12 protein-coding genes are annotated in these 13844 nt (G+C 50.7%); 8 read left to right on the top strand and 4 right to left on the bottom strand.

Annotation, left to right across the window (positions count from 1 at the left end; genetic code table 11):
- Positions 1-198 precede the first annotated feature (198 nt).
- Positions 199-1086, top strand: a complete 888-nt coding sequence (locus K3T83_RS39065; RefSeq protein WP_220208554.1) for an NmrA/HSCARG family protein — start codon at positions 199-201, stop codon at positions 1084-1086.
- Positions 1087-1263: 177 nt separating this feature from the next.
- On the opposite strand, the gene K3T83_RS57415 is transcribed toward K3T83_RS39065, so the two are convergent.
- Positions 1264-1398, bottom strand: a complete 135-nt coding sequence (locus K3T83_RS57415; protein ID WP_268963543.1) for a hypothetical protein — start codon at positions 1396-1398, stop codon at positions 1264-1266.
- A gap of 59 nt (positions 1399-1457) precedes the next feature.
- Here K3T83_RS57415 and K3T83_RS39070 point away from each other — a divergent pair, with 59 nt between their 5' ends.
- Positions 1458-2954, top strand: a complete 1497-nt coding sequence (locus tag K3T83_RS39070) for a catalase (protein WP_220208555.1) — start codon at positions 1458-1460, stop codon at positions 2952-2954.
- A 362-nt stretch (positions 2955-3316) separates the two neighbouring features.
- On the opposite strand, the gene K3T83_RS39075 is transcribed toward K3T83_RS39070, so the two are convergent.
- On the bottom strand, positions 3317-3505 hold the full coding sequence (locus K3T83_RS39075; protein WP_220208556.1) for a hypothetical protein: 189 nt from the start codon (positions 3503-3505) through the stop codon (positions 3317-3319).
- Between the two features lie 352 nt (positions 3506-3857).
- Here K3T83_RS39075 and K3T83_RS39080 point away from each other — a divergent pair, with 352 nt between their 5' ends.
- From K3T83_RS39080 to K3T83_RS39090, 3 genes are all read left to right on the top strand, one after another.
- Entirely contained in the window at positions 3858-4916 is a 1059-nt protein-coding gene (locus K3T83_RS39080; protein ID WP_220208557.1) for a hypothetical protein, read from the top strand.
- A 707-nt stretch (positions 4917-5623) separates the two neighbouring features.
- Positions 5624-8191 carry a coiled-coil domain-containing protein gene (locus tag K3T83_RS39085; protein WP_220208558.1) on the top strand — a complete coding sequence of 856 codons (2568 nt, stop codon included), beginning with the start codon at positions 5624-5626 and terminating at the stop codon, positions 8189-8191.
- Between the two features lie 374 nt (positions 8192-8565).
- Complete coding sequence (locus K3T83_RS39090; protein ID WP_220208559.1) at positions 8566-9534, top strand: hypothetical protein; 969 nt, start codon at positions 8566-8568, stop codon at positions 9532-9534.
- 75 nt (positions 9535-9609) lie between these two features.
- Here the strand turns inward: K3T83_RS39090 and K3T83_RS39095 are convergent, their stop codons facing one another.
- Positions 9610-10050, bottom strand: a complete 441-nt coding sequence (locus tag K3T83_RS39095) for a Fur family transcriptional regulator (RefSeq protein ID WP_220208560.1) — start codon at positions 10048-10050, stop codon at positions 9610-9612.
- Positions 10051-10215: 165 nt separating this feature from the next.
- On the opposite strand from K3T83_RS39095, the gene K3T83_RS39100 reads away from it, so the two are divergent.
- Together K3T83_RS39100 and K3T83_RS39105 are read left to right on the top strand one after the other, a co-directional pair.
- Positions 10216-10620: a TIGR03667 family PPOX class F420-dependent oxidoreductase gene (locus K3T83_RS39100; RefSeq protein ID WP_220208561.1), complete on the top strand. Its 405-nt coding sequence runs from the start codon at positions 10216-10218 to the stop codon at positions 10618-10620.
- A 381-nt stretch (positions 10621-11001) separates the two neighbouring features.
- Positions 11002-11400, top strand: a complete 399-nt coding sequence (locus tag K3T83_RS39105; RefSeq protein ID WP_220208562.1) for a PPOX class F420-dependent oxidoreductase — start codon at positions 11002-11004, stop codon at positions 11398-11400.
- Positions 11401-11425: 25 nt separating this feature from the next.
- Here the strand turns inward: K3T83_RS39105 and K3T83_RS39110 are convergent, their stop codons facing one another.
- Positions 11426-11986: a hypothetical protein gene (locus K3T83_RS39110; protein ID WP_220208563.1), complete on the bottom strand. Its 561-nt coding sequence runs from the start codon at positions 11984-11986 to the stop codon at positions 11426-11428.
- A 433-nt stretch (positions 11987-12419) separates the two neighbouring features.
- Between K3T83_RS39110 and K3T83_RS39115 the strand changes: the two genes are divergently transcribed.
- On the top strand, positions 12420-13844 hold the full coding sequence (locus tag K3T83_RS39115; RefSeq protein WP_236065310.1) for an MFS transporter: 1425 nt from the start codon (positions 12420-12422) through the stop codon (positions 13842-13844).

Consider the following 13844-nt stretch of genomic DNA (forward strand, 5'->3'; position numbering starts at 1 on the left):
TGGAATCCATCGTGGCGCATGAGAAGCCGGGCGAGGACAAGCCATCGCCCCTGCCATACACGAGGAGCTTATGTTCATAACCAGATCACAATACCACCTCAAATACTCCCTTAGAGGGAAGAGGCACCCCCAGGCGCAGTTCTATACTGCTGTTAGCGTCATCGACGCGATCAACACAGTATGGAAAGAGGATCATTTATGGATAAGATTATTCTTGTGACGGGTGCGACTGGACAACAGGGAGGCGCAACCGCTCGCCAACTATTGGAGCAGGGCTGGCAGGTGAGAGCGTTTGTGCGCAATCCCGATGCAGATGCGGCCCAGGCGTTGCGGCAGATAGGTGCGGAACTTGTGCAAGGCGATCAGGACGATCCAGCTTCGTTGGAGGCGGCTATGCAGGGCGTCTATGGCGTCTTCAGCGTGCAGGCTCACACCAGCTACGAGACGCGCCATGGCAAAAACGTTGCTGATGCCGTGAAACGCGCTGGTGTACCACATCTCGTCTATAGCTCGGTCGGAGGAGCACCTGAGCTATTCAAGCGCAACGTCAACGTACCTAAATGGCAGATCGAGCAGTATATTCGCCAACTTGATCTGCCAGCAACCATCCTACGCCCGGTCGGATTTATGGACTCGCTTGCCAGCCCGCTGTATGGTGTCGCGGGAGACACGCTCGCCATTCCATTCAAGCCTGATACAACGTATCCATTGATTGCGGTATCTGATATCGGGACTTTTGCGGTACTTGCATTTACCAATCCAGCTACGTATCTAGGGCAGACCATCGAACTGGCTGGAGATGCGCCCACACCACCACAGATCGCCGATGCCATCAGTCGCGTAACCGGGCGCGTCATTACCTATGTCGAGATTTCGCTGGATACGGTGCGCCAGCAGATTCAGGGATTTGCCCATGATCCCGCATTTATGGAGGAGCTTGCCCGTGCCTCGGAGTATATCAACGAACGGAAATTTACGATAGATTTTGCGACCTTGCGCAAGCTACATCCTGATCTCATGGACTTCGAGACCTGGCTGATCCGCGAGGGCAAGGCGAAATTCTCGGCGTTGACAACACAGGGTTAAGCAATTAAGCGAAAAGCACCTGCTACCTGTGCAGAATGTACCAATTGTTCGCAATATTGATTTTTTTGTCTGTATACTGCTTACAAAATCCACAAGAATATGCTAAAATAGACAGTGTCTAAACAACAGTAGTTGATACTGTCTATTCGAGAAGTCCCACTCTGGCGAATAATGAGTTTAAGGTGTGTCGTAGTCGCGCGATTTATCGCGCTCGGCCCACTTCCCATCTACGTTGAGGCTACCAGCGCGATAAATCGCGCGACTACGACACACCTTAAACTCATTATTCGCCAGAGATATTAATGTAGGCATGCTGCCGCTTTGCCCTTTGATCCGATGGGACAAAGCGGCTCAGGATCTTGGAGGAATTTGTGAGCGATCAATTCGACCAGAAACCGCCGATAACGACAACCGACGCGGGTATTCCTGCACCTAGCGATGATCATTCGCTCACCGTTGGTGCCAATGGACCTATCCTGCTGCAAGATCATTACCTCATCCAGAAAATGGCACAATTTAACCGTGAGCGCGTCCCCGAGCGCGTGGTTCACGCCAAAGGAACCGGCGCATTTGGTTATTTCGAGGTAACACGATCTGCCAGCGAGTGGACAAAGGCGGCATTTCTCAATACCGTTGGCAAACGTACCCCAACGCTGCTGCGCTTCTCAACCGTCGCCGGGGAGCTTGGTTCGGCAGACACCGTACGCGATCCGCGCGGTTTTGCCCTCAAGTTCTACACCGAAGAAGGCAACTACGATCTGGTGGGCAACAACACGCCGATCTTCTTTGTGCGCGACCCCATCAAATTCTCGGATTTCATCCACTCACAGAAACGCATGCCGGACAACGACATGCGCAGCCATAATGCCATGTGGGATTTCTGGTCGCTTTCGCCAGAGGCCATGCATCAGGTCACTTTCTTGATGAGCGATCGTGGCACACCCCGCACGCTACGCCATATGAACGGCTACGGAAGCCATACTTTCCTCTGGGTCAACGCAAAGGACGAGAAGTTCTGGGTGAAATATCACTTCAAAACCGAGCAGGGCATCGAGAACTTCACGGATGCAGAGGCGACAGCTATGACGGCGGAAGATCCCGATTTCCATCGCCGCGACCTGTTCGAATCGATCCAGAAAAAGGACTTCCCCGTCTGGCGTCTGGAAGTGCAGATCATGCCCTTCAAGGACGCGGAGACCTATCGCTTCAATCCCTTTGACCTGACCAAAGTCTGGCCGCATAGCGACTATCCACCGATCACCATCGGGCGACTCGTGCTTGATCGCAACCCGGAGAACTTCTTCGCCCAGATCGAACAGTCATCGTTTGAGCCAGCAAATATGGTCCCCGGCATCGGTCCCAGCCCGGACAAGATGCTGCTCGGGCGTCTCTTCAGCTATCCCGACGCGCACCGCTATCGCATCGGCACCAACTACCTGCAACTGCCGGTCAACCAGCCTGTCGCCGAGGTGCATAGCTACAACAAAGATGGTGCGATGCGCTACCGTCACAACGGCAATCAGCCCGTTTATGCTCCCAACAGCTACAATGGACCGCGTGCCGACACCGAGCGCTATCAAGATCCGCTCTGGTTTAGCAGCGGCGAACTCGTCCGCACAGCCTACACGCTGCGTGCCGAGGACGACGACTACGGCCAGGCCGGGACGCTCTACCGCAAAGTTCTCTCAGCAACCGACAGGGATCATCTGGCCAGCAACATCGTTGGTCATATGAGCAACAACGTCGAGCGTGCCGTACAGGAGCGCGCGCTTGCCCACTGGTATAAAGTGGACAACGAGCTTGGCTCCCGCATTGCGCAGGGGCTTGGCATTGCGCCCAAAAGCGAGCTAACCGCATCAGCCGACTAACCGACCTGACAACAAGCAAGGGTCTGGAAAAGGGATAATACTTCCCTTTCCAGACCTTTTTTATTTATGTTCTGCCAGGACTCCTTCCGACGTTCAACCCATCACATAGCATGAAACTTCGAATATATCAGGTAGTAACAAAATTGCGCTTAATAGGAAATATGTATGCAACTAAAGATTTATCTGTTCCATACACTGGAAAAGTTGCTTACGTTATGATATACTTTTCTTGAATTACCGCTTGTTTCCATTGATCTCAGACGAGATGTGCCGATTGGAACACGTAATAAAAATTTCCATTTAAAAATGGGAATGGAGGTTATCGTCTCGCGATTATGAGTTTGAACAATTTATTCTGTGATTTACGGTGAAAATTCATCATTGGTGCATCCAGCAAGCGAAGAGGCGCTGAGGATGGTGGGTTTACCCGTAGCGACAAGGGGAAACTGGGGGTTCCTGGTGGGGGCCTTGCGCTTGTCGCCCTCGCCATCGGTTGATTCCTTTCCTCGCGTGGTATGACAGGGAAGAGCGACAAGCGCAAGGCTCTCCACAACACCTCCGTACCTCCCTTTGTCGCTACGAGTAGGAGGAACCTTCTCTCTCCCCGGCGCAATCGCCGGATGCACCAATTATTGCGTTAGTGGAACCGCACCATAGGCTGCCCCAACGCGATAATGAGTTTTTACCACCAAACCTGGTAATCTCATTCGTAGTTTCCCGATTTATCGGGAGGTGTGCCACTTCCGTCCAAACTGGTGACGCTCCTCCCGATAAATCGGGAAACTACAAATGAGGTTGCCGCTTTTGCAAGGAATTTTTCATAATCGCTCCACTACGACCTCCATTATCGAGCTTGTTCTGCGCCTGACGTGAGCTTTGCACACAACTAAAGGAGGTACACTTATGCCAGAGGGCTACTATTATCATCATGGAGGAAGCAGTCATCACCGAGGCAGTGGAGAAGGAAGTGACAGGAGAGGTGGAGGTGATAGAAAACAGTCATCGAAACTGGACCTCTTCCGCCCCGAAAAAAGAGAAAAGCGAGAGCTGGAAGAGATACGAGCAAGACAAGAAGGACTACATACATGGTTTCAGGGGCGCTTTACAGATCTAGAAACGAAATATAACAGCGAAGTGAAGAAGATAGATAATTTTACTTCTCGCATCTCCGAGAGGGTCGTTGAGAGGACCGAAATAGCACTTGATCAGAAAGCGCGACTTGGGGCACTCTATGGAGAGCTTTATCAGACTCTTGATACGGATTCCAGCGCTTTCGCGAATGATATGGCACAATTTGGTCAGTGGGCGGAGAACACTACGAGATTTGAGTACTTCACCGGGCTAAATACACGTCCTCTGAGAAAGTCAATCGAAGATTGGGAGAAGAAAAAAGCAACAATGCTCTCATCGCAAACGACAAGATGGAATGAGATCACAGACGCACTACGCGATGAGCGACGACCGGAAAGGGTGGAAGCGATAAACATAAGCATAGGCAAACTAAGGACAGACCTCACTAATCTAAAAGGCTGGGGAGATCACTATGCGGGAATCGAACACGGTAAGATAGACGATTGGATTAGAAGCGGCTCCGGTAGAGCTGCAGCGGCAAGAGAGCTACGTGGGCTTGTTAGGGAGTTACAGGACGATTATGATCAAACCTCTCGGTTTGAGAGTAAATCGACGAAACTTAGAGAAAAAGATTATACTAACGAAGAATGGAGGAAACAGATAGATTTAAAAGCATTTGAAGATTTTATCGACTATTGGAGGACAACTGCAGATGGTCTAGCAGGCAGTCGAGACGCACAATGGAGAAATTTAGGAGCAGATCTAGGGCGGGGGCGACAAGAATTTGAGCAGCAACAACGAGCAGCAGCAGAAGCCGAGCAACGGCGGCAGTACCAGGCACAATATGGGGGGTATCAAAATTATGAATATTACGATGATACAAACTATTAATAGGGTTCCAGGGAAAACTGTGTTCATGTCGCGTAAGCCCTCCAGGATGGAGATAAGCGCGTGAATATGGTTGCGTGAGCGATTGTGGCATGTGCAAGGCTTTGGATGAATGGGAACGATGATCTATAGCGTCCCCATTCATCACCCGATTCTCTTCTCTCTGTTCTACAATGACAATCAGCGCTTCTCTCGTCTTGCGTGCCTGCTGTCGCGGCCCATCGAAACCGACAAAGGGGTCGCGTAGTGAGTTTGCGACCGCCTCAGGGCTTTCCAATTCTCCCATCTTGCGGGAGTGCAGAGGGCGGCAGCCCTTTGCCGGGGTGCGGGGTGTCCCCGCAAAAACCTTTTTTCTTCTCTTTTGCGCGCCGCCTGCGGCGGCGCGCGAAGGAGGGAAGGAAACTGGGGACGCCCCAGGCCCCGGCAGGGAGACCCCTGCACCCCTTTGAGCGGAGAACTGGAAAGCCCTGGCGACCGCCTCAGGCTTCTAGCCAAACCACCTCCCACCTGCTATACTGTTGCAAACATAGTCTATTGTGTTCACTTGCGGCACGAGTCTCTCAAGCACATCCTGAATCGTGAGGATGTTCCCCAGAGCCAGATCTGAGGCTCTCGACAGGCTTGCCAGGCCACGTTGCCCGGTTTGGCTTTCACGAAGCGCAGGTGCAACCTACACAGATCATAAAGATCTAAACATCCGAGAGTAGCTTATGGCCAAACGTTTTCTTGAAAAACTAACACCAAAGAAGCAAGAAGAACAAATACAACCCAGACCTTCTACGGAGCAAGGAAGCGACCAAAGAAGAGACGGTAGCGACGATAAGAAAAAATCTGGTAGTCAAGGACAGAGTTCCGACTTCTACAAACTTGGACATAGAGAAAGTAAGAAGAAGCAGGAAAGACAGGAGAAACGAGCGCAGCTAGAGCAAAAACACAAACCTCTAAAAGAAGAGACAGATAGCAATTCCGCATTAGAAATACAGAAAATAAACGAGTGGGAACAAACCGGCCCTCGCACCCATGCGAAGAGTATGGAAGCAGACGCTCTGAGGAGTCGTGTTTCTGCGGTATACAAGGAGCGGAGCCAGGCTAATGCTTCCTTCGAGGAAAATCTAAGAGAGCTTGATCAGCTAGCTGAGCGTGATGACCAAAAGTCTTTATCCAAAACATTAAAAAAGCCATTTTCAGAAGAAATGAGTTATGACGAGCGATTCAGCAGCGCAGAGGCTATACTAGAAGCCACTCAAGCAGCCAATACAGCAAGTTGGAAAAATTTAGCAAAAGAAATGGCATGGAAGCGAGAACGACATGATAGGACAAGTCAGATAGAAAAAAGAGCAAACTTAGTAAACACAATCCTCACTGATCTGGGTCGCCGGGCAACTGAATCTAGCAGATCCGCACTGGGCAATATAGACGCTTGGAAACAAATCGACCCTCGCGGCGATCTAGCAGAAATCTTGAGAGGTGAGGTAAAGGCGTTATATGACCGTTATAATCGAGCCTCTCAGTTTCAGGCTCAGCAGCACGAGCTTGGTAAAAGACATTTTAGTGCTGAGGACATGCGTGCCAATCGCGATCTCACAGTACGTGAAGGTTCACTCACAGAGTGGGAGGGCCGCTTACATACTCTAGAAACTGGCTACGAACGAGAATGGAACGCATTACACCAGCGTCTACGAAAACCTGTGCAAAAGGCGCTAGAAACAAAACAAACCGCACTAAGGGAAAGACTCGACGATCTAACTGACTCGATAAATGATTATCGCGAAACCAAATTGGAGAAAATAACCGCAAGGGAACTCACCCACCTCGGCGAACCTGATACTCCTTCTTTAGTAAAGCGTCAGAGAGAAAGAGTTCAAGCATTACTTAATACTCAAAATCGAGATGTTCAAGCTAATAATGCTCGTTTCGAGCAAGTGTTGCAAAAGTTTGATAATATACCCTTTACCCCTGAGGACATGCGTACCAATCGCGATCTTTCAGCATCTAGAGATTTATTCAACATGTGGGAGAACCATATAGCTGCTCTAGAGGGCATTCACGCGCAAGAGCGAGAGTATTTAAGCGCTTCACTGGCCCTGGAGCGAGGCGAACCCGTAGTTCCTTCCACAAACGCAGGAGGAGAAAGCGTACATAACACGGAGACGCGAGAGCAAAGGGTACAGGCGATAGTAACACAACGATCTCAGCTCAGTGAGCAGCTCACTTCTCTCAGGAACAATGTACGTGCTTATTACCAGCGTGAACGGGAGCAACACGACTCCCCGCGAGAAAGCGTTCAAGCTTTATATGATATTCAGATTCAAGATGTTCAAGCTACTACGGAGCGTTTCGAGCGAGCGCTGCGAACGCTTGATGAGAGACGTTTTAGGGCTGAGGACAGGAGTGCGAATCGCGATCTCATCGCATCTGAAAACTTACTCCGCACATGGAAGGCGTATATAGCTGCTCTAGAGAGCCTTCACGCGCAAGAGCGAGAGTATTTAAACGCTTCGCTAGCCCAGGAGCAAAACCAAACCATAGAGACACGACAGCAAAGGGTACAGGCGATAGTAACACAACGATCTCAGCTCAGTGAGCAACTCACTTCTCTCAGGAACAGCGTACGTGCCTATTACCAGCATGAACGGGAGCAACACGACTCCCCGAGAGCAAGAGTTCGCTCGTTACATGCTATTCACACTCGAGATATTCGAGATGATAGCGCTAGTTTTAAGCAAGCGCTGCAAACGTTTGATAAGACAAGTTTTAGTGCTGAGGATATGCGTGCCAATCGCGATCTCATTGCATCTGAAAACTTACTCCGCACATGGAAGGCACATACAGATAAACTAGCAGCCATTCAACAGGCAAGAAGGGAATATGTAAGCAATTCCCTGGCCCTGGAGCAAGACCCATCCAGAGTCTCTTCCACAAACGCAGGAGAAAACGAACAAACCAGAGAAGCACGAGATCAAAGAATAGCGGCGCTCAGACAACGGTTCATTGCTCTCACGAGTGAGCTACGTGCCTACTCTCGTGAACAGGCATCCCCTGACGGCAGCCCGATAGAAAGGGTTGTGGCGTTACATGGTCTTCAACGTCAAGATGTTCGAGCTGATAACGCTAGTTTCGAGCAAGCGCTGCAAACGCTTCGTGATCGTCCCTTGACCAATGAAACAACATATAACGATATACTCAACACGTGGGAGAACCATATAGCTGTTCTAGAGAGCCTTCACCAGCAAGAGCGAGGGTATTTAAGCGCTTCACTGGCTCTGGAGCGAAGCTAATCTATAGAGTTCCTCGTACACACGACGCCTCTCACTATCCGGGCCTACCACAACAACTCACCCTCTTCATCACTTGAACGGTGAAAGAAAGCAACCTACCACACAACAGAAGACAGCAAGCTTGCCACTTGAACCGACAACAGCAATGACGCTGCTTCCAGACACAGCGCGAGGTTGTTCTCACCGACCTTCATCAAGAATCTCCCCAGCTAGATCTCCCAGTGTATGTAACAAATACGCCTCTCTCGCGTCTGCTCCTGGAGAAGGATGTTTATCATCAGGAGTGTTTCCATGCAGTTCGCAGATCTTTGGCAGCTGCTAAGTGCAGTTGCAATCTGCACCGGGCGTGAGCATTGAACACAAAGGAGGTACTTATGCCACGACGTAATAGGGAAAGTTCCCGTCCTCAAGAAGGAGAAAGCAGTCAACGAGAAGGAGTTAGGGAGAATCAGAATCAAACGCGACTAGTACAAATAGATGGTGTGCTGTTTGTCCCACATCTCGCAACGGAAGGTTCATCTCAACCAGGAGGCACTCCAGTAAGCGATTTTCCAAGACATTTAGAACTGTCTCTGCGGGGAGGTGGAGATGATAAGAAGCTCTCCAACAGGCTTGGTGACATCGCCAAGACGACATTCAAGGGCATCACAGAGAAGAGTATCGATAAGAAGACCCGCAAGAGGATGGATCAGATACAGACAAGACTAGACTTACTACTCAGAAAGTTCGAGGATCTAGTTACAGCCTCAAAGTCCCATTACGATGTTGCCGAGAGGGAGATAAATGATTTCTACGCTTCCTACCCCTGTGTCCCTCTACGAAACAAGCAGATAAAGAGAATTAAGGAATTACATGATGGTATAGCAAGCAAGCAGTTCAGAAAGGAGTGGGAGGAAATTACTGGTAGACAAAATAAGGAGAAGAAGCTTAAGGATTCGGTGCTGGGGAATTATCTAACTGAGCGAGAAAATTCGCTCAACCGGTGGGAGCTGTGGGTAGCTAATCTGGAAGCCAGAAACGATGGAGGCTGGACAGGGCTAGTAATATGGTGGCAAAATTTAAGAGCCGAACTAGCCGATGCGAGACCACTAGAGTACAAGCAATACCAGCAGGAACAACAGCGGGTGCAAGATAGACTAGACTGGCAATATGCGCAAGAAACAGGAGGGGTAGCAGTACCTCACGGGTATCGATACGAGGACTACTACAACGCAGGAACCCTGGGGCAAGGCCCATCAACAGTAATTCCCGCATACGTAAGAGGGTCAGCGGATTATCCCGCATCAGCAGAAGAAGAAGTTCTTCCCGATTACGATGACCTTGGTGACATCTACGGCGCATGACCAGATTCCAGCTACAAGAGAACAGAGGGGAAACGGGGAGCAACGCGTCTCCCCGTTGCTCGTTTATGTCTCATGCTATGCCAGGTTTTGTGTTTGCGCGAGGCATTGATCGCAGCGACCACGAAAGATGATCTGCGTCTCTTCCACCGTTCCAGGCACCCAATCGGGCAACAGGCAAGGTTTCTCGCCTTTGACGCAGGGAATATCGATAATGATTCCGCAATCGATGCAGACGAAATGGTGATGCCAGTTGAGGGCAACTTCGTAGAGGGCCGGGCCTGGTCCCGCATCTGCCAGCATGACCAGTCCACGATTGACCAGTATAGAAATAACGTTATAGACGGAGGCACGAGGCAGAGGGGTTCCACGCGCTTTCAATCCCCGGATCAACTCATCAATGGAGCGATGGCCGCCAAGTTCCTGTAAAAGACCCAGGACGAGTAAGCGAGGCCGCGTGACCTTCAATCCGGCCTGCCGTAGCCAGTCGTCCAGCGATTGTGTCTGTTTCGTTTGCATGATTTTTATTGGTGGAATGAATTACTCTCCGTCATGATATATCGACTCAATTATATTGTAACACAGGGCAACTAAAAAGCTCAACCCGGCGACATATTTGCTCAAATGGTGCTTGACTCTCAGGTTACATAAGAGTGTATGCTCTCCTCAGAGGAGAAGAACCATATGTCTTTTATCATACAACCATCAGCGCAGGAGCGGCTTCGCACCGATGAAGTGATCTGGCTCACCACCGTTCGTCGCGATGGGCGACCACATAGCGTCCCTGTCTGGTTTCTCTGGGAAGGTGAAACATTTGTCATATTTAGCAAACCGGACAATCAGAAGATACGCAACCTTTGCCATAACCCGCATGTCGTTCTCGCACTCGACGGCGCGAAAAGGGGCGTGGTGATACTTGAAGGCACTGCCCAATTGCTAGAACGGGGCGAGGCCAATGTGATACTACCTGCATATGACGAAAAATATCGTGCGGGATTACAAAACCTGGGCCTCACAGCCGCATTGTTCACACGCTTATATTCACAGCCAATTCGTATTACGCCCGTTCGTACGCTGGCTGGAGGCTAATGCACGTTCACGTTTCCATCTGGGAAGACACGACGGGCGCAATGATTGGTGCATCCATAAAATCCTCAGAGGTCGGATCGGATATGGCAGGGGCGATGGCTTGTCCTCGCCCGGCTCCCCAGGCCGCATGATGGGGTCAAGGGCGAGGACAAGCCATCGCCCCTGCCATCCGGGTAACGTTGACCGCTCTATTTGCCAGATGCGCCACTCATTGCGCCCGCCGTGCCTCCTTATGCTCACCACCATCGCCCCCTCACTACTTCTCACTATACAATTACAAGGAACTGTCCTTTTGTACATTTCGGGATAGATAGGGAAAGTGTATAGTATTATTGTGCTGAAAAACAGAAAAACACAGCTAATACGTGCAGAGAGGTAAAAATGAGTAAATTTACAGAAGCAGAGTTGGAGTATATACAGTCTCAGCGGTTAGGTAGGCTGGCGACGGTAAATAAAAACGGCGATCCACAGGTTGCAGCCGTCACCTTTCGGTATAATCCAGAGCTGGATACCATCGACATCGGCGGCTACGATAATGGCAACACACAGAAGTTTCGCAACGTCGCCCTGAATGGGAAGGCATCTTTTTTGATAGACGATGTGCTGCCACCCTGGAAGCCGCGTACTCTTGAAATACGAGGACACGCCGAAGCGCTTTCAGAGGGAGGAGAAACGGTTAGGTCTGGCTTCAGTCCTCATCTGATTCGCATCACACCCAGGCGTATTATTTTCGCAGATACAACCGTTGATCCTCCACAGCATTCAAAGCGCAACGTGTGACATTGCGAGAGGTCAGTTGCTATGCTCAAGACTTCCCAGTTATTGAGCGCTGACCTCTCGTAAAGCCTTTGCCATTCCATGTGAACGTATCGGTCACGCGCTGGCTGAAGCAACAATTCGCGTCTTTGGCCGCATAGCCATACGACACAACAGTTATTTTGGCACCCGAGATGCTGATCGATTGTGAAAGCCCGACATCCTTTCCCATCCTGAGTCCACGCTTATCTGTGCCATCTTGATAGCCTAAAAGCGTGGTCATGAGGCGAGGTGCGGTCGCGCTTGAGGCTCCATCGAAAACTTCAAGACGATCCGGCCAGCTGGAGGTCTGAGCAGTACAGGCAACCGCGACAAACGCCTCAGCCTTCCCATCTCCGGTAACATCCGCAAACTGTTTTTCATCCACTGTGACACTCGGCTGGTCGCCAATACAACCAAGTGTGGTGGGCGTAATCACCTTGCTCCAATCCACATTCCCCAACGGGTTGTCCTGCCCCTGAGTTGCTTGAGAGGGGGCAGATTGGCAAGCACTTATCAATAGAGCAAAACAGAGCGCCAGTACAGCATACATTACTTTTATTTTCATCATGTGACATTTTCGCCTTTTCATCGTTATTATATATAAACAACATGTAAACAGCGATGTTTGGAGAATTGAAGCCCCGAACGAATTATAGCTGAGATGAGGGGAAAATGTTTCCTGCTCATTCTGAAGAGCATTCTTCTCCAACAAACTCAATACGTTTGAAGAAGCGTTATATGCTTCCCTCCATCGACATGGGCTTCATTATAAATCGCTCCCTCGCCAAAAAACTTGTAGAAACTTGCGGTATTTGCTCATTGTGGCATCTAGCCAGGAAGGAGGCATTGTGAGACATTTCATAGGATGTGCTGCTCGCTTGTCGTAAGATCGTAACAGTATTGTAACAATTACGATATACGACTGCGACATTTAGAGCTTATGCTTACCAGTAATAACATATATGCTTTAAAGAAATCCCTATGAAAGAGCAAGAACTGTGATGCAAAAAGTACTGGAAAAAATTGCACTCTCGCCAAAAGAAGACGATGAGGTACAATCATCGCTTGATCGACAGGGCCGCGCAAGGTCGTGGCTGCGTCAGCGTCGTATCTCCATCGCTGCCAATATTAGCTCTATGTTGTTACTGCGTATCGCCAGTCGGATTAGCTTTATGCTGATGAGCTTCTATCTGGGCGAGCGCTTTGCTTCTACCACAGCCGTTGTTTGCGTATTGGAAGCCTTTTATATCAGCGAATTTCTTCTAGCTCCCATCGTTGGCAGCCTCTCGGACCGCCTGGGGCGCAAGCTTTTTCTGCTGTTGGCTCCCGTGACGGGCGCGGTGGCGGCAGCCTTTCTGATGTCCGGGGCGCTCTCCAGTTCCCACACCGTCACGCACCACTTCAACCTCCATCTGCTTGGCATCTTAGTGCTGATTCTAGTCGGTCGATTAATCGAGGGCGCGACGACAGCAATCAATGCTCCCGCCTCGCTGGGCTATATTACCGACCTTACCGTTGGCTCAGAGCAATTGCGTACCCGCGTGATGACCATCTTTGAAATCGCGACGGTGGGTGGCCTCGCCATCGCCATTCCACTGGGCGGCAAGGTGAGCAGCATGCTTGGTCTGTGGGGCTTCATTGTGGTCATGGCACTGCACGCGCTCAACTTCCTGCTGGTCGCATTCGGCGTCAAAGAGAGCGTTCAGCGCGTGACGAGAACACACAGGCATGGAGCGATGCGCGAGAGCCTGCATCTGTTACGCGACAAACACATCTTCACCTTCTTACCTGCCTGGCTTGCAATCAATACGCTGGTGGGAGCCTGGATCACGCTGTTTACGCTCGTGTTGACCTATCCCGCGCCAGCTGCCGACCTGCGCTTTCCGGGACAACTGCTCTATGGTGGCTGGAGCAAGGAGACGGCCTCATATATGCTGGGAGGGTTAAGCTTGCTCTTGCTGCTGGGCATGGGTGTGTGGACAGTGATTATCCCGCGTATTCGTCGCACCAGCGCAATGCTGATTGCCCTGGCTGGTCTGGCGCTCTGCATCATCTCGCTCTCCATCATCAATGGTCTAGCTGATAATCTCGCGCATCTCTCAGGGAATGGGTTGCTGATCGCGTATGGGTTGGTGCCACTCGTGATGCTGGGCGTCTTCCTGCTCAGCGGCTTTCCCCCGGCTGCGCTCAACCAGATGGCGGCGATTGCCGACGCACGCGCGGGCCAGCGTGGAGCTGTGATGGGCCTGTATTCGGTCGTGCTGGGCATTGGACAGTTCATGGGTGGCTTTGCTGGTGGCGTGGCAATAGACCTGGGCGGCTTCTACGGGCTGATGATCTTCTCCGCCCTGCTCAGCCTGCTCTCCCTCGCCAGCGTCCTCTATATGCGCATCCATAAACACGATATGATTTATAACAAGGATTAA

Source organism: Reticulibacter mediterranei (assembly GCF_016587455.1).